23 protein-coding genes are annotated in these 23,458 nt (G+C 72.7%); 10 read left to right on the plus strand and 13 right to left on the minus strand.

Annotated features, from left to right (window positions below):
- Nucleotides 1-33: 33 nt before the first annotated feature.
- From NE235_RS13410 to NE235_RS13435, 6 genes are read right to left on the minus strand one after another with little or no spacing between them, the layout of a single operon-like run.
- The gene (locus NE235_RS13410) at nucleotides 34-1,491 is read right to left on the minus strand and encodes an NADH-quinone oxidoreductase subunit N (RefSeq protein WP_252802485.1); all 1,458 of its coding nucleotides are present in this window, start codon (nucleotides 1,489-1,491) and stop codon (nucleotides 34-36) included.
- On the minus strand, nucleotides 1,488-3,026 hold the full coding sequence (locus tag NE235_RS13415) for a complex I subunit 4 family protein (RefSeq protein WP_308206070.1): 1,539 nt from the start codon (nucleotides 3,024-3,026) through the stop codon (nucleotides 1,488-1,490). The genes NE235_RS13410 and NE235_RS13415 overlap by 4 nt, the downstream gene beginning before the upstream one ends.
- Nucleotides 3,023-5,062: an NADH-quinone oxidoreductase subunit 5 family protein gene (locus tag NE235_RS13420; protein WP_252802487.1), complete on the minus strand. Its 2,040-nt coding sequence runs from the start codon at nucleotides 5,060-5,062 to the stop codon at nucleotides 3,023-3,025. The genes NE235_RS13415 and NE235_RS13420 overlap by 4 nt, the downstream gene beginning before the upstream one ends.
- Nucleotides 5,059-5,418 (minus strand): NADH-quinone oxidoreductase subunit NuoK, encoded by a 360-nt coding sequence (nuoK, locus tag NE235_RS13425; protein ID WP_252802489.1) that lies wholly within the window; start codon nucleotides 5,416-5,418, stop codon nucleotides 5,059-5,061. Before nuoK ends, NE235_RS13420 begins: the two co-directional genes overlap by 4 nt.
- Nucleotides 5,418-6,080, minus strand: a complete 663-nt coding sequence (locus NE235_RS13430; RefSeq protein WP_252802491.1) for an NADH-quinone oxidoreductase subunit J family protein — start codon at nucleotides 6,078-6,080, stop codon at nucleotides 5,418-5,420. The genes nuoK and NE235_RS13430 overlap by 1 nt, the downstream gene beginning before the upstream one ends.
- Nucleotides 6,077-6,568 (minus strand): NuoI/complex I 23 kDa subunit family protein, encoded by a 492-nt coding sequence (locus NE235_RS13435; protein WP_252802493.1) that lies wholly within the window; start codon nucleotides 6,566-6,568, stop codon nucleotides 6,077-6,079. The genes NE235_RS13430 and NE235_RS13435 overlap by 4 nt, the downstream gene beginning before the upstream one ends.
- Before the next feature lie 107 nt (nucleotides 6,569-6,675).
- Between NE235_RS13435 and NE235_RS13440 the strand changes: the two genes are divergently transcribed.
- The 4 genes from NE235_RS13440 (at nucleotide 6,676) to NE235_RS13455 (ending at nucleotide 9,996) form a co-directional block, all read left to right on the plus strand.
- Nucleotides 6,676-7,362: a ComEA family DNA-binding protein gene (locus tag NE235_RS13440; protein ID WP_252802495.1), complete on the plus strand. Its 687-nt coding sequence runs from the start codon at nucleotides 6,676-6,678 to the stop codon at nucleotides 7,360-7,362.
- A gap of 126 nt (nucleotides 7,363-7,488) precedes the next feature.
- Entirely contained in the window at nucleotides 7,489-8,058 is a 570-nt protein-coding gene (locus NE235_RS13445; RefSeq protein WP_252802497.1) for a hypothetical protein, read from the plus strand.
- Nucleotides 8,046-9,347: a sensor histidine kinase gene (locus NE235_RS13450; RefSeq protein WP_252802499.1), complete on the plus strand. Its 1,302-nt coding sequence runs from the start codon at nucleotides 8,046-8,048 to the stop codon at nucleotides 9,345-9,347. Before NE235_RS13445 ends, NE235_RS13450 begins: the two co-directional genes overlap by 13 nt.
- Nucleotides 9,348-9,357: 10 nt before the next feature.
- Entirely contained in the window at nucleotides 9,358-9,996 is a 639-nt protein-coding gene (locus NE235_RS13455; RefSeq protein ID WP_252802500.1) for a LuxR C-terminal-related transcriptional regulator, read from the plus strand.
- Here the strand turns inward: NE235_RS13455 and NE235_RS13460 are convergent.
- From NE235_RS13460 to nuoB, 5 genes are all read right to left on the minus strand, one after another.
- Entirely contained in the window at nucleotides 9,981-10,577 is a 597-nt protein-coding gene (locus tag NE235_RS13460) for a TetR/AcrR family transcriptional regulator (protein ID WP_252802502.1), read from the minus strand. The genes NE235_RS13455 and NE235_RS13460 overlap by 16 nt on opposite strands.
- Before the next feature lie 16 nt (nucleotides 10,578-10,593).
- Nucleotides 10,594-11,430, minus strand: a complete 837-nt coding sequence (locus NE235_RS13465; protein WP_252802504.1) for an alpha/beta fold hydrolase — start codon at nucleotides 11,428-11,430, stop codon at nucleotides 10,594-10,596.
- A gap of 135 nt (nucleotides 11,431-11,565) precedes the next feature.
- On the minus strand, nucleotides 11,566-12,531 hold the full coding sequence (nuoH, locus tag NE235_RS13470; protein WP_252802506.1) for an NADH-quinone oxidoreductase subunit NuoH: 966 nt from the start codon (nucleotides 12,529-12,531) through the stop codon (nucleotides 11,566-11,568).
- Complete coding sequence (locus tag NE235_RS13475) at nucleotides 12,524-13,174, minus strand: NADH-quinone oxidoreductase subunit C (protein WP_252802508.1); 651 nt, start codon at nucleotides 13,172-13,174, stop codon at nucleotides 12,524-12,526. The genes nuoH and NE235_RS13475 overlap by 8 nt, the downstream gene beginning before the upstream one ends.
- Nucleotides 13,164-14,417 (minus strand): NADH-quinone oxidoreductase subunit B, encoded by a 1,254-nt coding sequence (gene nuoB, locus NE235_RS37335; protein ID WP_289848608.1) that lies wholly within the window; start codon nucleotides 14,415-14,417, stop codon nucleotides 13,164-13,166. Before nuoB ends, NE235_RS13475 begins: the two co-directional genes overlap by 11 nt.
- Nucleotides 14,418-14,582: 165 nt before the next feature.
- Between nuoB and NE235_RS13485 the strand changes: the two genes are divergently transcribed.
- A complete protein-coding gene (locus tag NE235_RS13485; RefSeq protein WP_252802510.1) occupies nucleotides 14,583-15,215 on the plus strand; it encodes a Uma2 family endonuclease in 633 nt (210 codons plus the stop codon).
- 15 nt (nucleotides 15,216-15,230) lie between these two features.
- Here the strand turns inward: NE235_RS13485 and NE235_RS13490 are convergent, their stop codons facing one another.
- Entirely contained in the window at nucleotides 15,231-15,602 is a 372-nt protein-coding gene (locus tag NE235_RS13490; protein WP_252802512.1) for an NADH-quinone oxidoreductase subunit A, read from the minus strand.
- A 161-nt stretch (nucleotides 15,603-15,763) separates the two neighbouring features.
- Here NE235_RS13490 and NE235_RS13495 point away from each other — a divergent pair, with 161 nt between their 5' ends.
- The 5 genes from NE235_RS13495 to NE235_RS13510 all read left to right on the plus strand — a co-directional run bounded on the left by NE235_RS13495 (nucleotide 15,764) and on the right by NE235_RS13510 (nucleotide 22,007).
- Entirely contained in the window at nucleotides 15,764-17,665 is a 1,902-nt protein-coding gene (locus NE235_RS13495) for a hypothetical protein (protein ID WP_252802514.1), read from the plus strand.
- 189 nt (nucleotides 17,666-17,854) lie between these two features.
- Nucleotides 17,855-17,941 carry a putative leader peptide gene (locus NE235_RS38660; RefSeq protein ID WP_406567578.1) on the plus strand — a complete coding sequence of 29 codons (87 nt, stop codon included), beginning with the start codon at nucleotides 17,855-17,857 and terminating at the stop codon, nucleotides 17,939-17,941.
- 257 nt (nucleotides 17,942-18,198) lie between these two features.
- Entirely contained in the window at nucleotides 18,199-20,037 is a 1,839-nt protein-coding gene (locus NE235_RS13500; RefSeq protein ID WP_252802516.1) for a 2-oxoacid:acceptor oxidoreductase subunit alpha, read from the plus strand.
- Nucleotides 20,034-21,065, plus strand: coding sequence for a 2-oxoacid:ferredoxin oxidoreductase subunit beta (locus NE235_RS13505; protein WP_252802518.1), 1,032 nt, complete (start codon nucleotides 20,034-20,036; stop codon nucleotides 21,063-21,065). The genes NE235_RS13500 and NE235_RS13505 overlap by 4 nt, the downstream gene beginning before the upstream one ends.
- A gap of 141 nt (nucleotides 21,066-21,206) precedes the next feature.
- Nucleotides 21,207-22,007 carry a crotonase/enoyl-CoA hydratase family protein gene (locus NE235_RS13510; RefSeq protein ID WP_252802519.1) on the plus strand — a complete coding sequence of 267 codons (801 nt, stop codon included), beginning with the start codon at nucleotides 21,207-21,209 and terminating at the stop codon, nucleotides 22,005-22,007.
- On the opposite strand, the gene NE235_RS13515 is transcribed toward NE235_RS13510, so the two are convergent.
- On the minus strand, nucleotides 22,008-23,246 hold the full coding sequence (locus NE235_RS13515; RefSeq protein WP_252802521.1) for a SecDF P1 head subdomain-containing protein: 1,239 nt from the start codon (nucleotides 23,244-23,246) through the stop codon (nucleotides 22,008-22,010). It lies immediately after the preceding gene.
- Nucleotides 23,247-23,458 lie beyond the last annotated feature (212 nt).

The following is a 23,458-nucleotide window of genomic DNA, read 5'->3' on the forward strand; positions in this document are numbered from 1 at the left end:
GATCAACGGGCTGACCTGGAGAAATGTTCCCCGTTAGGGGACGGCGAGCGCGGCCGCGTGCAGCACCAGTTCAGGCGCCGCGGAGACGACGACGGCTCCGGCGAGGGCGACCGCGATCGCGACGCCGCCGGCGCGGCCGGCCCGTACGCGCCGGGCCTCACCGGCGGCGAAGAGCCGCGCGGCCCAGGTCAGGTAGTAGTAAAGGCCGATGACGGTGTTCACCGCCATGATCACCGCGAGCCAGGTGGCGGCACCGCCGACCGCCGCGCGGAACACCACGACCTTGGCGAGCAGGCCCATGATGCCCGGGGGCAGTCCGGCGAGGCAGAGGAGGAAGAACGCGAGGGCGAGACCGCTGCCCGGGTTGGCGCGGGCGAGGCCGCGGTAGGACTCCAGGTCGCGGATGCCGCGCCTGGCCGCGACCGTGACGACCGCGAAGGCCCCGATGTTCATGATCGCGTACATGGCGACGTACGCGGCCGTGGCCGTCATCCACTGGTGCGGGCGGACATGCGCTCCGCCGGCCATCGGGGCGAGGATGTAGCCGCTCTGCGCCACCGAGGACCACGCCAGCAGCCGTACGGCGTCGGTCTGGCGGAGGGCGAGGAGGTTCCCGAGCGTCATGGTCGCCGCGGACAGCACGCCCATCAGCGGGCCCCACGTGTTGCCGTAGGGCCAGAAGCCGGCCGTCAGGACGAGGGTCAGTCCGGCGAAGCCGCCTGCCTTCGAGACGACGGACAGGAACGCCGCCACCGGCAGCGGTGAGCCCTGGTAGACGTCCGGCGCCCAGAAGTGGAACGGCACCGCCGCGATCTTGAAGCCGAATCCGGCGACCGTCAGGGCGATGCCGGCGGCCGCCACGGGCCGTAGGTCGCCGTGGACGTGGGTGAGGCCGGCGGCGACCCGGTCGAGGTGCATCGCGCCGGTGACGCCGTACACGAGGCTGATGCCGAAGAGCGTCACCGCCGACGACACGACCGACACGAGGAACAGTTTGAGCGCCGCCTCGGACGCCGTCCCGTCGTACCTGCGCAGCGCGACGAGCGCGAACACCGGTAGCGACAGCGTCTCCAGCGCGACGACGAGCGTGATCAGGTCCCGGCCCGCCGCGAGCAGCAGCGCCCCGAGGATCGCGGCGAGCAGCAGGAAGTGGTACTCCCCCACGGGCAGCGCCGACCGCCGCATCTCGCCGTGCGACAGCAGCACGACCACGATGGCCGCCAGCAGCACCACCGCCTGGAACAGCACGGTGAAGTCGTCGGCGACGTAGGAGCAGGAGACGTGCTCGCCGGCCCGGGTCGCGGCCGCGCAGAACGTCGACCGCCCGTGGCCGAACGGCAGCGCGACCGCGGCACCCACCAGCGACACGACGGTGAGCCCGCCGATGGCCTTCGCGGGCGCGCCGAACGCGTCGGCCATCAGCACGGCCACGGACGCCACCGCGACGATCAGGGCGGGGAGGATCGCCAGGTAGCCGATGGACTGGATCATCGTCCCCCCAGGAGCAGGCGTACGGCCCCGTCGGTGAGGGCGAGGAGCGTCTTCGGCCACAGCCCGATGAAGAGCGTGGCGGTGATCAGCGGGGTCCAGGCCAGCAGTTCGTGCGACCGCACGTCGGCGAACCGCGTCGTGCGCCAGCGGTCGGCCACCGGCCCGTGCGTGACCCGGGAGAGCAGCCGCAGGAAGTACGCGGCGGTCAGGACCGCGCCGAGCCCGCCGACGGCCATGAAGGTGATGAACGTCGGCCGCGGCAGCCCGCTGTGCGGGTCGTACGCGCCGAGCAGGGCCAGCATCTCGCCCCAGAAACCGGCCAGGCCGGGCAGGCCCATGCTCGCCACCGCGGCGAACGTGAGGATGGAGGCGAGGTACGGGGCCTTGGCGAGCATGCCGCCGCCGAGGGCGTCCAGGTCGCCGGTGCCGTACCGTTCCTTGATCGACCCGGCCAGGAAGAACAGCAGGCCGGTGATGAGGCCGTGCGCGATGTTGCCGAAGAGGGCGGCGTTCAGCCCGACGGGCGTGAGCGTCGCGATGCCGAGCAGCACGAAGCCCATGTGCCCGATGGACGAGTAGGCGATCATCCGCTTGAGCTCGCGCTGCGCGAGGCAGGCCAGCGCACCGTACACGATGCCGATGACGGCGAGGAGGCCCAGCCAGGGCGCCCACACCTTCGCGCCCTCGGGGGCCATCGGCACGGCGATGCGGACGAAGCCGTACGTGCCCATCTTCAGCAGCACCCCGGCCAGCAGCACCGAGCCGACGGTCGGCGCCTCGGTGTGCGCGTCCGGCAGCCAGGTGTGCAGCGGCCACATCGGGGTCTTGACCGCGAAGCCGAGGGCGAGCAGCCCGAACGCGGCGACCTGCGGGCCGTGCGACAGGCCCGCGCCGTGCCGGGCGGTGAGGGCGGTCATGTCGAAGGTGTGGGCGTTCACCGCGACGATGAGAATGCCGACGAGCAGGAGGCCGGAGCCGAGCAGCGTGTAGAGGATGAACTTGTTCGCCGCGGCCCGGACGCGCGGCGCGGCGTCCCTGCCCGAGCCGCCCCAGTCGGCGATGACGAAGTACATCGGGATGAGGACGACCTCGAAGAACACGAAGAACAGCAGGAGGTCGAGCGCGACGAACGTGCCGAGCATGCCGACCTCGAGCAGCAGGACCAGCCCGATGAGCGCCTGCGGCGACCCGGCCCGCGTCCCGCCCGGGGCCGGCAGCGCGCGGGCGGTGTAGACCATGCAGAGGAACGTCAGCGCGGCCGTCAGCACGATGAGCGGCAGGGAGATGCCGTCGACGCCCAGGTGGAAGCGGAGCCCGATGGAGCGGGCCCAGGGAACGTTCACGCCGAGCTGGGCGCCGCGCCGGCCGTAGTCGAACATGCCCGCCGCCACGACCGCCAGCACCAGCGTCACGCCGGACACGGCCAGGCCGTACAGCCGCGCCAGGCGCGTCACCCGGCGCGGGCTCCCGGGCAGCGGCACCAGCATCCCCAGCGCGCCGAGGAAGGGCACCACGAGCATCGCCGCGAGGATCACGTCAGCACCACCACCGCGACCACGATCAGCACCACTCCCGCGAAGAGCCCGGAGACGTACGCCTGCGCGTTGCCGTTCTCGGTGACCCGGAGCAGACCGCCGAGCCGCCGCGCGCCCCGGCCGGAGCCCTCGACGCCGGCGTCCACCACGCGCTCGTCGGCGTGGACGACGAGGCTCGCCAGGGCGCGTACCGGCCGGACGATCGCCACGTCGTAGACCGTGTCGAGGTAGAAGGCGGCGCGCAGCACCGGCCGCAGCGGGCCGAGCAGGCGGACGGGGTCCAGGGCCGGGTCGTTGTTCCAGACGAGGTACACGCCGCCCGCCCCGGCGGCGGCGCACAGCAGCGAGATCACCGCCATCCCCCACTCGGGCCGCAGCTCGGCGCTGCCCAGCCCGAAGAAGCCGAGGATGAGCGCCGGGATCGCCAGCGCCGCGACCGGCCAGCGCATGAGCGGCGTCGCCTCCCGTGCCCGGACCGCCGACCGCCGCTCGCCGAAGAACGTCACCAGCCAGGTCCGGGTGCAGTACGCGGCGGTGATCACGACGGTCAGGAGCCCGGTGATGAGTACGAGCCAGGCGACCCACGACGGGATGTCCGGGACCGGCGCGCCCATCAGGTCCCGGGCCTTCGCCTTCACGGCCACGAAGCCCGCAGGGCGTCCCTGCAGGTCCGGTCGCGCGTACAGCGGTTCGAGGGAGATCCGGCCGCCGGCGGGTGGTGCTCCGCGATCGTGGGCGGCCTTCCATGCCTGAGACAGGATCGTGTCCTTGCTGAAGAAGCCGCTGGCGGGCGGGATCCCGGCCAGCGCCGCGAACCCGATCGTCATCGACCAGAACGTCACCGGCATGGCCAGGCGCAGGCCGCCCATCGCGCTCATCAGGTTCGAGCCGACCGCGACGATCACGCAGCCCGCGCCGAGGAACAGCAGCGCCTTGAACGCCCCGTGCGCCAGCAGGTGGAAGACCGCACCGTCCCGGGCGCCGACCGCCAGGCCCGCCGCCATGTACGCGAGCTGGCTGATCGTGGAGTACGCCAGTACGCGCTTGAGATCGTCCTGGGCGAGCGCGGCCAGCGCGGCGCCGAGCATGGAGATCGCGGCGATGACTCCCAGGACCGCCAGCGACGCGGGCGCGAACCAGAACGCCGGGTAGAGCCGGGCGACGACGTACACGCCCGCCGCGACCATCGTCGCGGCGTGGATCAGCGCGCTGATCGGCGTCGGGCCGGCCATGGCGTCCGGGAGCCAGGTGTGCAGCGGGAACTGCGCGCTCTTGCCCGCGACGCCGCACAGCAGCAGGAGCGTGCCCGCCAGCAGCGCGGTGTGCGACATGATCCCGACCCGCCCGATGATCTCCCGGATCTGGAACGAGTGCGCCGCCAGGCCGAGCACGAAGATCCCGAACAGGAAGCCCACGTCACCGAGCCGGGTGACGAGGAACGCCTTCACGGCGGCGCGCGAGGTGGCCCGGTCGTGCCAGTAGTGCCCGATGAGGAAGTACGAGCAGATGCCCATGACCTCCCACCCGACGTACAGCACGAGCAGGTCGCCGGACAGGACCACGAGCAGCATCGCCGCGGTGAACAGCGACACGAACGCGGCGTAGGAGGAGTAGCGCGGGTCGTCGCGCATGTAGGCGACGGAGTAGATCTGCACCGCGAGCGCCACGCAGCAGACGAGGAGCGCGACCACCGAGACGAGCCCGTCGACCTGCAGGGACAGCGCGACGGACGCCGTGCCCGTCGGGACGCGCGTCAGCGTGCCGACGTGCGTCGCGGGGTCGCGCAGTTGGTCGGCGGCCAGGACCGCGGTGAGCACGGTCGAGGCCGCGACGGGCAGCACGGCGATCAGCGCCGGGCCGTTCGCGGGCATCCGGCGCGCCAGCACGAGCGCGCCGCGCCGCGAGGCGCCGGGCGCGGGCGTCCGCAGCCGGCGTGCGAGCGGGGACAGCAGATGCGAGACGGTGTGCCCGAACAGCATGCCGATCAGGGCGGCGGCGAACGGGAGCACGACCGCGACGGCCGCCACGACGATCACCGGCGCACCCCTTCGTCGTCGGTCATGGACCCCGCCTCGGGGTCCGGGTCGCCCTCGGCGAGGGTACGGAGCCGGTCGACGTCGACCGTCTGCCGGTTGCGGTAGATCAGCAGGATCAGCGCCAGGCCGATGCCCACCTCGGCGGCGGCCAGCACGATGACGAACAGCGTCAGGATCTGGCCGCCGTGCAGCCGGTCGGCCCACCGCATGTCGAAGACGACGAGGTTGAGGTTGACGGCGTTGAGCATCAGCTCGACGGACATCAGCACGAGGATCGCGTTGCGCCGGGCGAGGACGCCGTACACGCCCACGGCGAACAGCAGCGCCGCGATCACCACCGGGTAGACGAGATGCATCAGATCTCCTCGTCCACGCGGGACAGCACGATGGTGTCCTCGTCGTCGGGGGTCGCCCGGCGCCTGGCCGTGCCCAGCCGCCGCGCGACCGTGCCGCGCGGGGCGGCGGGCCGGCGCCGTGGCTCGGGCTCCTCCTCCTCGGGCTCCGGCCCGGCGCCGCCGATGTCGGTGCGGGACAGCACGATCGCGCCGATCAGCGCGGCCAGCAGCAGCACCGACAGCGCCTCGAACGGCAGCACCCAGGTCTGGAACAGGCTCCCGCCCAGCGTGTGCGACGACCCGCTGCCGACCCGGTCCTTGATCGGGACGTACGCCGAGCGGAACCCGCGGACCAGCGTCGTCACCAGCACGCCCGCGGTCGCCACCGCCACGACGAGGGCGACGATCCTGTTGCCGGAGTCCAGGTCCTCCGAGCGCCCGATCGGCGCGCGGGTCAGCATGATCCCGAACAGCAGGAGGACGACGACCGCGCCGACGTAGATCAGCACCTGTACCCAGGCGACGAACTCCGCCGTCAGCACGAGGTACGAGCCGGCCAGCGCGCCGAACGACACGACCAGCCACAGCGCGGCGTGCACGAGCTGCCGGGTGGCGACGACGAGCACACCGGCGCCCACGGCCACCACGCCGAGGAGCACGATGACGAGGTCCGCCGCGGTCACCTGGCCTTCAGCTCCTTGGGCGGCTCCGCGCCGGGGTCGTGCGCGGGCGGCGGCGGCACCGTCCACATCCACTCGCGGAGGCGCTCCCGTTCGTGCGTCAGCTCGGCGATGTCGTACTCGGCGTACTCGAACTCCGGGGACCAGAACAACGCGTCGAACGGGCACGCCTCGATGCAGATGCCGCAGTACATGCACAACGCGAAGTCGATGGCGAACCGGTCAAGGACGTTACGGGTGCGCGCCCGGCCGCCCGTCGGCGCCGGCAGCGTCTCCTTGTGCGAGTCGATGTAGATGCACCAGTCGGGGCACTCGCGAGCACAGAGCATGCAGACGGTGCAGTTCTCCTCGAACAGCGCGATCACGCCACGACTGCGCGGCGGCAGGTCGGGCTGCACCTCGGGGTACTGCCGCGTGATCGACCGCCGCGTCATCGTGCGCAGCGTCACCGCGAGCCCCTTCGCCAGGCCAGTTCCGGGAAGCCGTGCCACGGTTCACCATGATTACCTATAGGGAGCGTCTTTCGAACACGACCGTATACCCATCGAGCCCGAACGGGTTGCGGCGATACGGCGGTCTCCCGGCTTACCATCGGGCCATGACGCGGTCGCCGATGCCCCTGCCCGAACGGCGGCCGTCGGGGCTCCCGCCGCGCCCTCCGTCCGACGGGCTGGGCTGGGCGGTGGTGCCGCTCATCACCCTCGGCGTCGGCTCGCCGGTCTCGTTCCTGTACGCCGCGGTCCGGCGGCGTTCGGCGGGGCTGGCGGTCGCCGCGGCGGTGTACGCCGGCGCCCTGGTGGCGGCGTACGAGGCCCTTCTCGCGCAGGGCGACGAGCCGCACACCCTCGGCCTGCTCCTGCTCCTGGGGACCTGGATCGTCAGCGCGATGCACGCCGTCGGCGCCCGGCCCCGCCTCTACCCGCCCGCCGACCCGAGCGACCAGCGGAACCGCCGGGTCGTGGAGGCGGCGCGGTACCGCCGGACGCTCCGCGAGGAGGCCCGCCGGATCGCGCTGGAGGACCGCGGCCTGGCACACGAGCTGCGCATCGGCCGGCCCGACCTGGGCCCGCGCGCGTACGACGACGGCGGGCTGATCGACGTGAACCACGCTCCGCCGCAGGCCCTGGGCCTGCTGCCGGGCGTGACGCCGGAGATCGTCGACCGGATCGTCCGCTGCCGGGCCGAGCAGGGCGGGTTCATCTCGGCGGAGGAGCTCGCGCTCCAGGCCGACCTGCCGCCCCGGATCGTCCCCGACATCGCCGAGTACGGCCTGTTCCTCACCTGAACGCCGGCCGGCGGCGGGGGTGGGGTGAACCGAACCCCCGGATCTCCGTACCCGCACGATCGCCCGGTACGGTGCTCGGCCGCGAGCATGGAGGCACGACATCGCCGCTCGATGAAGGAGACCCCGATGACCGCGCTGACCTCGCATTCCGCGCCGACCACCGGCCCCGCGAGGACGTCCGCTCTCGCGCCGACCGCCGGTCCCGCGGCGACTGCTCGTTTCGCGTCGACCGCCGGTCCCGCGACGATCGCTGCTTCCGCGCGGGCCGCCTGGTGGGGGATGCCGTTCACGGCCGACCCCTGGCGGCGCACCGCGTACCTCGCGCTGGCACCGGTCGCGGCGGTGGTGGCGATCGCCGACGGCGGGCGGCTCCAGCGCCGGCTGGCGGGCGCGCTCCTCGGCCATGGCGTGCGGGCCGGCCGGCTGCGCGGGGCCGCCGTCCTGCCGCTCGCCCTGGTGAGCCTCGTGGTCACCGGCTACGGATGGTCGCTCGCGGCCCTCAACCTGGGCTACCCGGTACGTTGGCTGATCGGGATGGGCGGATCGTACGAGCACGCGTGGGGCGGTCCCGCGTTCGCCGGGGTGTGGGCCTTCCACGCCGTGTTCGGCGGGCTGACGTTCCTGTTCCTCATGCCGTGGATTCTGCGCGGCCTCACCGCGCTGCACGTCCGGATCCTGGGCCGATGGAACGCCTGAGCGCCGGGGTGGCGTCCCGGCCGGTGGCCGCCGCGCGGGCGGCCTTCGGCCGGCGGGCGGCGGCCGAGCTGCTGTACGCCGTGGCGAGCCTGCCGCTCGCCGTCCTCGGCTTCGGCTACGCGGCGGCGACGCTCGTGCTCGGCCTGGGCCTGGCCGTCACCGCGGCCGGCATCCCGCTCCTCGCCGTGGGCCTGCTCGGCGCCCGGTGGTTCGGCGGCCTGTACCGCCGGCTCGCCGGGCGGCTCCTTGGCGAGCGCGTACGGCCGCCGGCGCCCCACCGGCCCGGCTCCGGGTTCTACGGCCGGGTCCAGGCCGTGCTCGGCGACGCGGCGGGCCGGCGGGCGATGGCGTACCTCCTCCTGCGGCTCCCCCTGGCCCTCCTCCATCTCTACGTCGTCCTCTTCACCTGGGGGTGGGGCGTCGTCGCGCTGACCTATCCCCTGCAGCGCGCGTTCGGCCTGAACGACGTGACCACCCGTGACGAGCGCGGGGTGCTCCGGCACGGCTTCGTGATCGGCGGCCTCCACCTCGACACGTGGCCCCGTGCCCTGCTCGTGTCGGTGGCCGGCGCGGCCCTGCTGTTCCTCGCGCCGCGGGCGGTACACGCGGTCGTGCTGCTGGACCGGATGCTGATCCGGCGGCTCCTGGGCGGCTCGTCCGCCGCGGAGCGCATCCGCACGCTGGAGGAGACCCGGGCGAGGGCCGTCGACGACGCCGCCGCGACGCTCCGCCGCATCGAGCGGGACCTGCACGACGGCGCGCAGGCCCGTCTCGTCGCGCTGACGATGCAGCTCACCCTGCTGCGGGAGACCGCGCCGGAGGGCCCTGTCCGGGACCTCGCCGCGACCGCCCAGGCGACGGCGCGCGAGGCCGTCGCCGAGCTGCGCGAGCTCGTCCGCGGCATCCACCCGCCGGTCCTGGACAGCGGGCTGGACCCCGCCCTGGCCTCGCTCACCGCGCGTGCCGGCCTGCCCGTCGAGCTGCGCGCCGACATTCCCGTACGGCCCACGGCGGCGATCGAGTCGATCGCGTACTTCTGCGCGGCGGAGCTGCTGACCAATGTGATCAAGCACAGCGGCGCGGCCCGCGCCGAGATCGAGGTGGTGCAGCGCGAGGACCGGCTGCGGCTGCGCGTGCGGGACGACGGCTCGGGCGGCGCGGTCGTCGGTGCGGGGTCGGGCCTGCCCGGCCTCGCCGAACGGATCCGGCCGGTCGACGGCCTCCTGGAGGTCGACAGCCCGGCCGGTGGGCCTACGGTGATCACCGTCGATCTCCCTTCTCACGCCTGAGGATCGCCCCATGCGCATCGTGATCGCCGACGACGCCGTCATCCTGCGGGAGGGGCTGGCCCAGCTGCTGGCCGTGCGCGGCCATGAGGTGGTCGCGGGGGTCGGGGACGCCGCGGCGTTGCGGGAGGCGGTTGCGGCGCACCGGCCCGACGTCGCCGTGATCGACGTACGGATGCCGCCGACGCACACGGACGAGGGGCTGCGTGCGGCGATCGACCTGCGCCGGGACCATCCGGGCGTGGGGATCCTGCTGTTCTCCCAGTACGTCGAGACGCGGTTCGCCGCCGACCTGCTGGCCGGGTCGTCCGCGGGCGTCGGCTACCTGCTGAAGGAGCGCGTCGCCGACCTGGACGACTTCGTCGACGCGCTGCGGCGGGTCGCCGCGGGCGGGACCGCGCTGGACCCGGAGGTGGTCACCGAGCTGCTCGGCTCCCGCCGGCAGGGCGTCGACGCGCTGACGCCGCGCGAGCGGGAGGTGCTGGCCCTGATGGCCGAGGGCCGGGCGAACGCGGCGATCGCCAAGACCCTTGTCGTCTCCGACCGGGCCGTGGAGAAGCACATCGCCAACATCTTCACCAAGCTCGGCCTGGCGCCGTCCGGCGACGGCCACCGCCGGGTGCTGGCGGTCCTGCGCTATCTCCGGTCCTGAACGCCCTCCGGTCCCGGAGGTCTCACCCGGAGGCCGCGGTCGACGAAGCCGATCATCCAGTCGAAGCTCTCGTCGGTGTCGCCGCTCCATTGGAAGCCGTTCGCGGTGTGGAGCGCAGCGTACCCGTGGAAGAGACACCGCAGCGTCCGCAGGGCGTGCACCATCTCGTCCTCCTCGACGCCGTACCCCCGCAGGATCGCGGCCATCGACTCGAGGACCCGGGCGCTCGCGTCGTACAGCTCGTCGCCGGGGCCGCTGACCTCCGCGCCGATCGTCGCCGTGTAGCGGCCCGGGTGGGCGGTGATGTACGCGCCGAACGCGCGGGCGAAGGAGGCCAGCGCGTCCGTGCCGGCCCTGCCCTGGATGGCGGCCCGTACGACCTCGCCGAGCTCGGTCATCGCGAGGACTGCGATCCTGCGCCGCAGGTCGTCCAGGCCGTCGACGTGCTTGTACAGGGACGGCGCGCGGACGCCGAGCCGCTGGGCCAGCGCGCCCATCGCCAGGTCCTGGTAGCCGATCTCGTCGGCCAGCTCCGCGCCGGCCCGGACGACGTCGGCGGCGGTCAGTCTGCCCCGTGGCATCGCTCGTCCTCCTCGCTCACGCGGCCGTGTGCTCCTTGAGGAACGGCACGATGACCGCGGCGACCTCCTCGGGGAACTGCGCGTGCGGGTAGTGCCCGGCGCCCTCGATCATGGCGACGGCGCCCCGCCCGGCGGGCATCCTGGCGACGATGCCGTCCGCCTCTGCCTTCGGGTCGGCCCAGTCGGGGTCGAGCGTGCCCATGACGATCAGCGCCGGGCACGGGAGGTCCGGAAGGTGGGCGTCGGCGTCGGTCGGCTTGGACTGCCCCATCCTCCGCAGGGCCGCCATCCGCTCCGTGTCGCTCAGGCTCGCGCGGATCGCGCCGACCTGGTCGGCGAAGTCGGCGGGCTTGGTGCCGGGGTAGGCGTGGTCGAGGTAGCGGGTCCAGGTGTCCACGCTGCCGGACATCGCGGTCCGTAGCAGCAGCATCGCGCCCTTGCGGTAGCGCCCGACCCGCAGGAGGCCGCCCAGGTCGACCTTCTGCGCCCGGGTGAACGGGGCGATCTCGACGACGGCGCTGACGAGGTCCGGCGCCTGGGCGGCCGCGATCGTGGCCGCCCCGCCGGCGAAGGAGTGGCCGACGATGACCGCCGGGCCGCCGAGGTGGCGGATGAGCGCCAGCAGGTCTCCGGCCGTGTCCGTACGGCTGTAGGAGGCCCAGCCGGTGCTGGACTCGCCTTGGCCGCGCAGGTCGGCGCTCGCCACCCGGAAGCCGGCCGCGACGAGGCGGGGGGCCAGGAAGCGGTAGGCGCTGCGCAGGTTGCCCATCCCGGGCGCGAGCACGACCAGCGGCCCCTCACCGGCCACCTCGTACGCGATCCGCCCACCGTCGACGTTCATCAACTCGGTCATCGCCATCTCCTTGGCTAACTCTGATAGCCATAAAGCTAATCCGATTAGCCGAGCGCCGTCAAGCCTCCACCACCGAGGAAAAGAGAGCGCCCGCCCACGAGGTCGTGGGCGGGCGCGGGAATCGGCGCGCCGGCGTCAGCCGATGGCGATCTTGATGACGCCGGTGAGGGCCAGCTGGACGAGGGCGAGAGGAACCAGGCCCGCCCAGGCGAGCTTCTGCAGCTGGTCCTCGCGCAGCCGCGGGTAGCTCACCCGCAGCCAGATCACGACGAACGACAGCACGAACACCTTGACCAGCGTCCAGAGCCACCCGAGCTGCTCATCGAGCACCGGCCCCTTCCAGCCGCCGAGGAACAGCACGGTCGTCAGCCCGGACAGCACCACGATCCCGGCATACTCCGCCAGCAGGAACAGGGCGAACCGCAGCCCCGCGTACTCGGTGTACGGCCCGAAGATGATCTCGGAGTCGGCGACCGGCATGTCGAACGGCGGACGGCGCAGCTCGGCCAGGCCCGCGACGAAGAACACCACCGCGCCGATCACCTGCCAGGGCAGCCACCACCACCGCCACTGGTCGACGATCCCCGACAGGTTCAGGGTGCCCGCGGCCATCGCCACCGAGGACGCCGCCAGCACCATCGGCAGCTCGTACGACAGCAGCTGGGCGGCGACCCGCATCCCGCCGAGCAGGCTGTACTTGTTCGCGCTGGCCCACCCGGCCATGATCGCGCCCAGCACGCCGACGCCGATCATCGCGAGCGCGAAGAACAGCCCGGCGTCCATCGACACGGCCACCTGGCCGCCCGGCCCGACCGGAATCACGATCAGCACGACGAGGTACGGGATGAGCGCGACCGCCGGCGCGAGCGAGAAGATCCGCCGGTCGGCGGCGGCCGGGATCACGTCCTCCTTCTGGGCGAACTTCACCCCGTCCGCGACGAGCTGCGCCCAGCCGTGGAACCCGCCCGCGTACATCGGCCCGAGGCGGCCCTGCATGTGGGCCATGACCTTGTGCTCGGCCTGCCCGACGAGCAGCGGCAGCACGGCGAACGCGCCGACGACCAGCAGCAGCTTGACGACGACGACCAGGACGTCAGACATCGCCGCCCTCCGGGTCGATGCCGCGCGCCCGGCGGCGCGCCGGCCGGTCCCCGGGTTCCTCGGCCGCCCCTCGGCGCGCCTTCCCGGCGGCGCGGGCCGCCGGACCCCAGTCCTGGGGTACGCCCGGCGGCAGCATGCGGCGGCGGCTCGGCGCCCCGTGCCCGGACTCACCGGGCTCCTTCGCACCCGGCCAGGGCTTGGCCACCCGCGCCGCCAGGACGAACTCCTTGCGCAGCGGGTGACCTTCGAACCCGTCCGGGAGCAGCAGCGGAGTCAGATCCGGATGCCCATCGAAGATCACGCCGAACATCTCGTGCGTCTCCCGCTCGTGCCAGTTCGCGCCACGGTAGATCGTGGTCGCGCTCACCAGCCGCGGGTCCTCGCGCGGCACGGTCGTACGGAGCAGCAGATGGTGCCCCTGCTCGAGCGAGTGGACGTGCATCACGACGGCGAACCCGCGTTCCAGCTCGTCCACCGCGGTGAGCCAGTCGAAGAAGCCGCAGCCCAGGTCGTCACGCGCGAACGTCAGCGCCTCCTCCCACAGCTCCGGAGGGACATCGACGGTCAGCAGGCCGAAGGACTCCTCCGCGCGGACGTCGTCACCGAACCGGCGCGCCCACGACACCGCCAGCTCAATCGTCATCGCTCAGCCCCGGGATGATCGTGTGGTCGGTGTCACCGTGCACGGGGGGCGGCTCGGCGAGCCTTCGCAACCGGCCGCCGAACCGTCGTCTCCGCCTCTCATCCGGCGGGCCGCCGCCGGAGGGCGGCTCGGCGGCCCTCGCGCCGCCGGACGCCTCGGGCGGCTCTTCCCCGGCGGTCTCGTCGACCGTGGGCAGGACCTCGGTGGGCTCGTCGGGTCCCTTCAGGGACGGTGGCGCCCCGGCCGGCCGGCCGGACCCCTCCGGAGCCGGCGTCTCCCGGGCCGTGCCCGGGTCCTCCGGGACCGGCAGGTCCTGGGTGGTGCTCGCGTCGGGGACCGGCGGCAGCACCTCGGTCGGCCGGTCCGCGACGTCGGAGGGGCTCACCGGGGGGAGTTCGCGCGTGCCCCCGGGATCGACGGCCGGGAGCTCCTGGGTCTCCGCGGCGGTGGCCACGTCGCCGGACGCCGGGACCGCGGGGACGGGCAGGTCCTGGGTCTCGACGGAGTCCCGGGTCCCGGCCGAAGACTCCTCCGGCGGCGCCGGGACGGCCGGCGGGAGTTCCTGGGTCCCCGTCGCCGCGACGTCCTCGCCCAGCACGGTGAGCTTCTGCGTGGGCTGCTCGGCGGCCTCGATCTCCTCCGGCTCGGGCACGGGCGGCAGCACGAGCGGACGGCGGAGGACCGCGGGCGTCGGCGGCCGCCGGACGACCGGCGGTGGCGGCGCGACGGCCTCACCGTGCCCGGTGTACCGCTCGCCGAGCGACTCGGCCGCGATCTTCTCCTGCAGCTTGAGGATCCCATGCAGGAGCGCCTCCGGTCGCGGCGGGCAGCCCGGAACGTACACGTCGACGGGGATGATCTGGTCGACGCCCTTCGTCACGCAGTACGAGTCCCAGTACGGCCCGCCGCAGTTGGAGCAGGCGCCGAACGAGATGACGTACTTCGGCTCGGGCATCTGCTCGTACAGCCGCTTCACGGCCGGCGCCATCTTGTCGCTGACCGTGCCGGAGACCACCATCAGGTCGGCCTGCCGCGGCCCTGGCGCGAAGGGGATGACGCCCAGCCTGATGAAGTCGTGCCGGGACATCGACGTCGCGATGAACTCGATGGCGCAGCAGGCCAGACCGAAGTTGAACACCCACAGGGAGTACCGCCGCCCCCAGTTGAGCACGAACTTGATCGGCTTGGGGGCGAGCCGGGAGGCGGGCCCGATACGCGGCTCGGGGAGATCGACGGCACCCATGCCCCCATTCTTACGCGTCCGCACACCACGTCGGCGACAAGGTGGATGACGGCGGGACCGTTGGGGCACACTTGTCACAGGTGGGTCACGGTACGCAGCCGCGAGAGTAGTCGATTGCTCACGGAGCGTACATCGACGTCCATGTCGAGCGAGGAATGACGGCGAGTGGTGGCTGAAGTGGCTCCGGAACAGCCCCTTCCACCGCGGTATCTGCCAGGGGAGGGCGAGCCTTTCACCATCCACCACCTCCTGGAGATGCCCGGCGACAAGGTCCGCTACGAGCTCTTCGAAGGTGCGCTCCTCGTGAGCCCGTGGCCCGCGATCAAGCATCAGGCCATCCGTGACGAACTACGCCTGTGCCTGAAGAACAGCGCCCCTCGCGGAGGCAACGTCTTCACGGACGTGACCGTGCGGCTGGGAAGCGACGTGACCGCTTTCGTCCCGGACATCGTCGTCATCCGGCCACAGGTGAAGTTGGGTGATCGAGGATTCCTCGAGACCGAGGACGTACTCGCGGTCGTCGAGGTCGTCTCGCCCGGCAGCGCCGGCACCGACCGGAGATTCAAACCCACGCTCCATGCCGGTGCGGGCATCCCGTGCTTCTGGCTCGTCGAACCGCAGAGGTTCCGTGGAATTCAGCCCGGGGAGCAGCCGCCCGTCGTGCTCGTGCACGAACTCGACGAGGAGAGCGGCTCCTACCGGCTCGCCGAGCGCCTGGCCGGCGGGGCGAAGGGGCGGATCACGCTGCCCTATCCGGTCGAGTTCGACCCGGCGGAGCTGCTGCCGCAGGACGGCTGAACCGCCGCCCGCGGCTCAGACCCAGCCGAGGACGCCCTTCTTCCAGGCGTACGCGAGGCCCGCGGCGATGAAGGCGAGGAAGACGAACATCTCGCCGAGCGTGACGTAGCCGTACCCCTTCGCGGAGAAGACCGTCGCCCAGGGGAACAGGAACACCGCGTCGACCGCGAAGACGACGTACAGGTACGCGAAGACGTAGTAGCGGACGTACGACTGCGCCCAGCCCTCGCCGACGGGGTCGACGCCGCACTCGTACGTGGTGAGCTTCTCCGGAGTCGGCCGGTGCGGGCGGAGTGCCCGGTTGGCGAGGAACGCGCCGCCCACGATCGCAGCGCCGATCGCGAACAGCACGACGACCGTCAGGTAGGTCCCGTAATAGCCGTGCACGAGCCTCAGCGTAATCGGATCTCCCGCGGCGGACGACCTCCCCCGCCCCGCGGACCGGCGCTCGTACGGGCATCGACCGGGTAACAGACCGCTTTTCCGTCTTGTCCGACGATAAGGGTAAACGTAAGGTCACGGCGTCGATCGTCATACAGGGGACATCATTGAGCACGGAGCGAGACGGCGTTCAGGAGCCGTCGCCGGAACAGCCGGGCAAGCCGGAGGGTATCGAGCACGCCGGATCGCCGGAGGAGGCGCGCCCGTCCGCGCCAGGTGAAGGTCCAGCGCAGACGCCGCCCTCCGACCCGCCCGAACCGTCCCCGCAGGACGCGGGATCGGTACCCGGCGAGCAGGTGGCCCCGCTCCCCGAAGCATCCCAGCCCGGGCAGTCCGGGTCCGGGGAGTCCGGGTCCGGGGAGTCCGGGTCCGGGGAGCCGGCGCAGGCCGGCGGCGCGGCCGCCGGTGCCGCCGAAGCGCCCGCCCCGGGGTGGACGCCTTCCTCCTCCCCGCACGCGGGCCCGGGTGGTCCCGGAGCGCCCGACGGGCCCGCCGGACCGGGCGCGGACCCCGGTGGGTCCGGCCCTTACCCGCAGCACCCTGGCGGCCCCGCTCCCTACCCGGGCGGTCCGGCCGGGCCCGGGCCCTTCCCCGGAGGTCCCACCGGACCCGGACCGTACGGCGACCCCACCGCCACGCCCGGTCCCTACGGCGACGCCACCCCGGCGCCCGGTTCCTATGGCGACGCCACCGCCCCGCCTGGACCGTACGGCGACGCCGCCGGGGCACCCGGGCCGTACGCGGGAGGCCCGGCCGGGCCCGGGCCATACGGGCAGCAGGCCGGCGGGCCCGGACCGTACGCGGGCAACCCCGCGGGGCCCGGGCCGTGGGAGAACCCCAGTGGCCCTGTCGGACCGACCGCCGGACCGCAGGGCTGGGGTGGCGGGCAGGGATGGGGCGCGCCTCAGCCGTACGGGTTCGGGCCGCCACCGCGGGCGAAGAAGTCGAAGGGCGTTCTCATCTCGGTGCTGGCCGGCGCCGGTGTCGTTCTCGTCGTTCTCGCCGTCGTCGGTGTCGTGGCGCTGGGCCGCTCCGGCGACGACGACCCCAAGACCACGTCGGGCAAGGCGGCGCGCGAGGCGGGTCGCCGGATCGGCCAGGCGGCCGGGCTGACGCTCACGGGCACCTACGGCGGGAACCAGGCGACGTTCGGCGTGACGAAGGCGGGGAGCGCCCGCGGCACGTTCACCGCGAGCGGTTCGCAGGTCGGGCGGGTCGACGTCGGCGGGACCACCTACCTGAAGGCGAACAGCGGCTTCTGGAACGACCAGGGGCTGACTTCGGCCGACGCCCAGAAGGCGGGTGACAACTGGACGAAGGCCCCTGACGACCTCACGACGCTCAGCCTGGCCGACCTGGCGCCCTCCCGGCTCGGGTCCGTCCTCGCCCAGGCGGCGAACGACCCGCTCGCCGTGCGGACGACGGTGGGCGGCGTGCAGGCCGTCAAGATGAGGGTCGCCGCACGGACGTACTACATCACGAAGAGCGAGCCTCGCCGGGTGCTCCGGCTGGAGGGCGTCTCGGGGTCGGACCGGTACGTCTTCGACGTCAAGCCGCTGACCTCCGCCACCGCCGGTGAGGTGTTCAACGGGCTCCGCACCGATGTGCGCGCGCTGAAGGACGCCTACGATCCCGACCTGACCGTGGTGCCGGCCGGCAAGCTGCAGTTCGGAAGCTGCACCGAGTCGGGCTGTACGGTGCACGCCGACGTCCGGGCGACGACGCTCCACGACACCGACGGCGGTGTCCGCGTCACGATGAAGATCTCGTTCAGCGCCACCACCTACGGGTCGTCGGTGTCGACCTGCAGCGACACGGCGTCGGCGAAGCTGGACTCCCAGGTACGGCTGTCCTGCCGGACCAGCGGCGGTAAGTGGTCGTCCTGGTACCGCTCACACGTCGGGCGGTTCACCATCCACGCGACGCCGTCGTTCTCCGGGACCGTCAACACCGCCGCCGACGTCAACGGGCTGCTGGACAAGCTCGCGGAGGAGCAGCGGACGAGCTGAGAAAGCACTGAGCACGAACTGCGGACGGCAGGCGCCGGGTCCCTGCGGCCCCGGCGCCTGCCGTGCCCGTTTTCATGGGCTTTCACGGCGTTCACCGGCCGGCTTCGCCCGGGCCGGGGCACCCGCCGGGGACATGCCACGCCTCCCCGTTTCGAGGAATGCCGAGGGTCAGGCCCTATAGTTCGGCACGTGTCCGGACTCCTGCTCTTCGCACGGCTGCACGTCGACCTCTGCCGGTCGGCGAGCGCCCTGTGTCCGGAATCGACGGCGGCCTGATCCGGCCGCCCGGCGCGGCGCACCGGTCCGCCGCTCGCATGAATGGCGACGCCATGGCCTGGGAAGTCAGTACGAGGGCGTGATGCGAGCGGGGCGGATCACTGGGCGCTGCGACGCATCTCACAAGCGCGCTTCTAGCAGCCAATGTTGAAATAACCACGTGATCCGGGACGTAGCATGAAGGTAAGCCTAAGTGGCACGTCGGTGGCGGATGCCCCCCTCCGCCCGAGTGCCGCGCGTCGAGGAGGTCCTGCTCTGTGACCAAACAGGTCCGGCAACTCGACCGCGTCATCATCCGTTTCGCCGGGGACTCCGGCGACGGCATGCAGCTGACCGGCGACCGCTTCACTCAGGAGACGGCCGCGTTCGGCAATGACCTGTCAACACTGCCCAACTTCCCCGCCGAGATCCGCGCGCCGGCAGGCACGCTTCCCGGCGTGTCCAGCTTCCAGCTGCACTTCGCCGACCACGACATCCTGACGCCGGGCGACGCACCGAACGTCCTGGTCGCGATGAACCCCGCGGCGCTCAAGGCCAACGTCGGCGACCTGCCGCGCGGCGCGGACCTCATCGTCAACACCGACGAGTTCACGAAGCGCGCGCTGGCGAAGGTCGGCTACGCGGCCAACCCGCTCGAGGACGGCTCGCTCGACGAGTACCGCGTGCACTCGCTGCCGCTCACGTCGATGACGGTGAAGGCGCTCGAGGACTTCGACATCTCCAAGAAGGACGCCGAGCGGGCGAAGAACATGTTCGCGCTCGGGCTGCTGTCCTGGCTGTACCACCGGCCGACCGAGGCGACGGTCCGGTTCCTCGAGGTGAAGTTCGCCAAGAAGCCCGAGATCATGAAGGCCAACATCGCGGCCTTCCAGGCGGGCTGGAGCTACGGCGAGACGACCGAGTCCTTCTCGGTGTCGTACGAGGTCAAGCCGGCGACGCTGCCGCCGGGGCTGTACCGCAACATCTCCGGCAACATGGCTCTGGCGTACGGGCTGATCGCGGCGAGCGTCCGGTCCGGACTGCCGCTGTTCCTCGGCTCGTACCCCATCACGCCGGCCTCCGACATCCTCCACGAACTGTCCAAGCACAAGCGGTTCGGGGTTCGAACGTTCCAGGCCGAGGACGAGATCGCGGCGGTCGGGGCGGCACTCGGCGCGTCGTTCGGCGGCGCGCTCGGCGTGACGACCACGTCCGGTCCGGGCATCGCGCTGAAGGCCGAGACGATCGGCCTGGGCGTCGCGACGGAGCTGCCGCTCGTCGTCATCGACGTGCAGCGGGCGGGCCCGTCGACGGGCATGCCGACCAAGACCGAGCAGGCCGACCTGCTGCAGGCGATGTACGGCCGCAACGGCGAGGCGCCCGTGCCCGTGGTGGCGCCGGCGACGCCGTCGGACTGCTTCGCCACCGCGGTGGAGGCGGCGCGCATCGCCGTGAAGTACCGGACGCCGGTGATCCTGCTGTCCGACGGGTACCTCGCGAACGGCTCCGAGCCGTGGCAGGTGCCCGGCGTCGACACGCTGCCGCAGATCGACCCGGCCTTCGCGCAACCCGGCCAGGAGGACTTCCAGCCGTTCAAGCGGGACCCGGACACGCTGGCCCGCCCCTGGGCGGTGCCGGGCACTCCGGGACTGGAGCACCGCATCGGCGGCATCGAGAAGGCCGACGGCAGCGGCAACATCTCCTACGACCCGGACAACCACGACCTGATGGTGCGGCTCCGCCAGGCGAAGATCGACGGGATCGCCCGCGACGTCGCGCCGCTGGCCGTCGACGACCCCGACGGTGAGGCGCGCGTGCTCGTGCTCGGCTGGGGCGGCACGTACGGCGCGATCGCCGCGGCCGTGCGGCGCATCCGGGTCTCCGGGGACAAGGTCGCGCAGGCGCACCTGCGTCACCTGAACCCGTTCCCGGCCAACCTCGAAGAGGTGCTGCGCTCGTACGACAAGGTGATCGTGCCGGAGATCAACCTGGGTCAGCTCGCGCTGATCCTGCGCGGCCGTTTCCTCATCGACGTGATCGGCTACAACCGCGTCCGCGGCCTGCCTTTCAAGGCGGAAGAACTCGCGGACGTCATCCGGGATGTGATCAACTCATGAGCGACCCTCTGGCCCTCGTGCCGAAGGACCCCGAGCGGCAGACCGCGAAGGACTTCAAGACCGACCAGGAGGTCCGCTGGTGCCCCGGGTGCGGTGACTACGCCATCCTCGCGGCGGTGCAGGGCTTCCTGCCGGAGCTGGGCCTGAAGCGGGAGAACATCGTCTTCGTCTCGGGCATCGGCTGCTCGTCGCGGTTCCCGTACTACATGAACACCTACGGGATGCACTCGATCCACGGGCGCGCTCCGGCGATCGCGACCGGGCTGGCGTCCTCGCGCCCGGACCTGTCGGTGTGGGTCGTGACCGGCGACGGCGACGCGCTGTCGATCGGCGGCAACCACCTGATCCACGCGCTGCGCCGCAACGTGAACCTGAAGATCCTGCTGTTCAACAACCGGATCTACGGGCTCACGAAGGGGCAGTACTCCCCGACCTCGGAGGTCGGGAAGATCACCAAGTCGACCCCGCTGGGGTCGCTGGACTCCCCCTTCAACCCGATCTCGCTGGCCATCGGCGCGGAGGCGTCGTTCGTGGCCCGGACGATCGACTCCGACCGCAAGCACCTGCAGTCGGTGCTGCGGGAGGCCGCCACGCACAACGGCACGGCGCTGGTCGAGATCTACCAGAACTGCAACATCTTCAACGACGACGCGTTCGCGCCGCTGAAGAACCCCGAGACCCGCGACGACGTGACGATCCGGCTCGAGCACGGTGAGCCCATCGTGTTCGGCGCGAACCGGGACAAGGCGCTGCGGCGGTCGGCCTCCGGCTCGCTGGAGGTCGTCCCGGCCGACTCGCCGGACGTCCTGGTGCACGACGCCACGAACCCGGACCCGTCGCTCGCGTTCGCGCTGTCCCGGCTCGACTCGCCGACGTTCGAGCACACGCCGATCGGGATCTTCCGCAACGTCGAGCGCCCGTCGTACGACGAGCTGATGCGGACCCAGATCGACGAGGCGATCGCCCAGCAGGGCCCGGGCGACCTCGCGGCACTGCTCGGCAGCGGGGACACCTGGCGCATCGACTGACCGCGGCGAGCCGACGAGCGAGCGGAGTGGTCGGTGAGGGACGAGCCGGCCGCGTAGCGAGTGAGGAGGCGAGCGCGGCATGAGCACCGCGGCAGTGAGCCCGCTTGTTACGCCCGCGCGCCCATGGAATCGTTCGGTTCCATGGGCGTTCGCGTGGAGAAGCAGGGGCCGGTGACGACCGTGGTGCTGGCCCGTCCCGAGGTGCGTAACGCCGTGGACGGGCCGACCGCGCGGGCGCTGGCCGAGGCGTTCCGGGCGTTCGACGCCGACGCGGAGGCGAGCGTCGCGGTGCTGTGGGGCGAGGGCGGCTCCTTCTGCGCGGGCGCGGACCTGAAGGCGCTGGGCACCGACCGCGGCAACCGCGTCGATCCGCCCAGCGTCGGTGCCTCCGCGCACGACGTGTCCCACGCGGCAGAGGGCCCGATGGGCCCGACGCGGATGCGGTTGTCCAAACCCGTCATCGCGGCGATCAGCGGGCACGCCGTCGCGGGCGGCCTCGAACTGGCGCTCTGGTGCGACCTGCGCGTCGCCGAGGAGGACGCGGTGCTGGGCGTCTTCTGCCGTCGCTGGGGCGTCCCCCTGATCGACGGCGGCACCGTGCGCCTGCCGCGCCTGATCGGCGAGTCGCGGGCGGCGGACCTCATCCTCACCGGCCGCGCCGTGCCGGCGGCCGAGGCGCACGAGATGGGCCTGGTCAACCGCGTCGTGCCGCCGGGACGGGCGCGCGCGGCCGCGGAGGAGCTGGCCGCGCGGATCGCGGGGTTCCCCCAGGACTGCCTGCGGCACGACCGGATGTCCATGCTCGAGCAGCGGGGCCTGGAAGAGGACGCCGCGCTCGCGAACGAGTACCGCCACGGCCGGGCCGTACTCGAGGAGACCGGCCTGGCCGGCGTCCAGCGGTTCCGGGACGGCGCCGGCCGGCACGGCGCCGTCGACCGCTGATCAGACCGACGACACGGACCGGCTCGTCGTCGACGTGGCGCCCGGGCTCGGAGTCGACGTCGTCCCGGTGGGCGCCGGGGTCGGCGACGTCGACGAGGTCGAGGTGGACGTCGGGTCCGGGGTGGGCGTGGGGGTCTGCGTCGGCGTGGATGGCGGGGTCAGGGTCGGTGCCGGCGGCGTGTAGACGGGGGCCGGGGTGGGCACCGGCACTCCCTTTCCCGTCTTGAGCCGGTTCACGATGTCCTCCGCGGCGCTGCGGCTGAGGTCGCCGGTGATGAGCACCCGGCCCTTGGTGATCGGGGCGTCCACCTTGGGCGCGGCCACGACCTGGTCGCGCACGGTCAGCGCGTACATGCGGCCGGTCGCGTTGCGGGTGAGGCGCTTCAGCGCCCGGCCGTCCGCCGGCGTGAGGCTGATCGAGACGGCGTACCCGCCGGCCTTCTTGGCGCGCTCAACGTGGAGGTCGTTCACCCGTTTGATGGTGATGCCGGTCGTCAGTTCGTAGCAGACGGGACCGATGCCGCTCTGGCCCATCATGCCCTGGACTCCGGGCGGGCACTGCTGCCCGGGAATGGCCTGCGCGACCGGGAAGATCTTCAGCGGTGCGGCGAAGCGCGTCGGATGCTCCTGGGAGAACGCGACGATGAGCGTTCCGGTCAGGGCGATGGCGGCGATGACGAGCCACAGGATGACGATGGTCGCGATCAGTCCCGGCCGGCCGGCGGCCCGCCGCGCGGCTCCCGCGCCGGACCCGCGGTCCGGCCGTTCGCCCGTACGCCGCACGATCCGCAACACCGACCTCCGTTCCTCCGGTCTCCCGGAGGAGGACGGCTGTCCGCCGCCGGAGGTTGTCGTGCCGGCGGCGTCCGGTGGCACGGGGGTGATCGGGCTCCCGATCGGAGGCATCGTGCGCGTCCGGCCGGCAGACGCGGCCGACTCGGCCGGTACCGCCGGTGCCGCCGGCTCGGCCGATGCGGCCGGCTCGACCGGTGCCGCCGGCTCGACCGGTGCCGCCGGCTCGGCCGGTGCCGCCGGCTCGGCCAGTGCCGCCCGCTCGGCCAGTGCCGCCCGCTCGGCCGGTGCGGAAGGCGCCGTGCCCGGCGCGGGAGCGTCGGTGGGCTGCGAGGGCGGGACCGGAGGCATCGGACGGGTCGTGTCCTCGGCGTCGCCGCCGGGCTCCTGGGGTCGTCCGTGCGGGGAGACCGGTCGGCGTGCGGACCGGTGAACCGCGAACCTCAAGGTGTCTTCTCCTCCGCGTGGGGGCGGGCGGAAGGCTCTCGCCGGGGGTGAATCGGGTCAATGGCATCATGCGGACGGCCTGGTGCGCCAGACCGGGGGGCGTCCACGGCCGCGGCCGACCGGCCGTATTCAGGTTTTCGGCGGCCGGAGCCGGGTAGCCCGTGCCGCGGAACTCCGCGCCGTGAGCCCGGAGGCGCGCGGGTCCGGAACCG

Source organism: Actinoallomurus spadix (assembly GCF_024055725.1).
Lineage (GTDB): Bacteria > Actinomycetota > Actinomycetes > Streptosporangiales > Streptosporangiaceae > Actinoallomurus > Actinoallomurus spadix.

Coding starts and splice junctions, on each gene's coding strand:
- nuoK (WP_252802489.1), bottom strand. CDS start 5,418: ATGCATCTCGTCTACCCGGTGGTGATCGCGGCGCTGCTGTTCGCCGTG.
- NE235_RS13510 (WP_252802519.1), top strand. CDS start 21,207: ATGGGCGTTCGCGTGGAGAAGCAGGGGCCGGTGACGACCGTGGTGCTG.
- nuoH (WP_252802506.1), bottom strand. CDS start 12,531: ATGTCTGACGTCCTGGTCGTCGTCGTCAAGCTGCTGCTGGTCGTCGGC.
- NE235_RS13450 (WP_252802499.1), top strand. CDS start 8,046: ATGGAACGCCTGAGCGCCGGGGTGGCGTCCCGGCCGGTGGCCGCCGCG.
- NE235_RS13440 (WP_252802495.1), top strand. CDS start 6,676: ATGACGCGGTCGCCGATGCCCCTGCCCGAACGGCGGCCGTCGGGGCTC.
- NE235_RS13505 (WP_252802518.1), top strand. CDS start 20,034: ATGAGCGACCCTCTGGCCCTCGTGCCGAAGGACCCCGAGCGGCAGACC.
- NE235_RS13475 (WP_252802508.1), bottom strand. CDS start 13,174: ATGACGATTGAGCTGGCGGTGTCGTGGGCGCGCCGGTTCGGTGACGAC.
- NE235_RS13460 (WP_252802502.1), bottom strand. CDS start 10,577: ATGCCACGGGGCAGACTGACCGCCGCCGACGTCGTCCGGGCCGGCGCG.
- NE235_RS13445 (WP_252802497.1), top strand. CDS start 7,489: ATGACCGCGCTGACCTCGCATTCCGCGCCGACCACCGGCCCCGCGAGG.
- NE235_RS13455 (WP_252802500.1), top strand. CDS start 9,358: ATGCGCATCGTGATCGCCGACGACGCCGTCATCCTGCGGGAGGGGCTG.
- NE235_RS13410 (WP_252802485.1), bottom strand. CDS start 1,491: ATGATCCAGTCCATCGGCTACCTGGCGATCCTCCCCGCCCTGATCGTC.
- nuoB (WP_289848608.1), bottom strand. CDS start 14,417: ATGGGTGCCGTCGATCTCCCCGAGCCGCGTATCGGGCCCGCCTCCCGG.
- NE235_RS13465 (WP_252802504.1), bottom strand. CDS start 11,430: ATGACCGAGTTGATGAACGTCGACGGTGGGCGGATCGCGTACGAGGTG.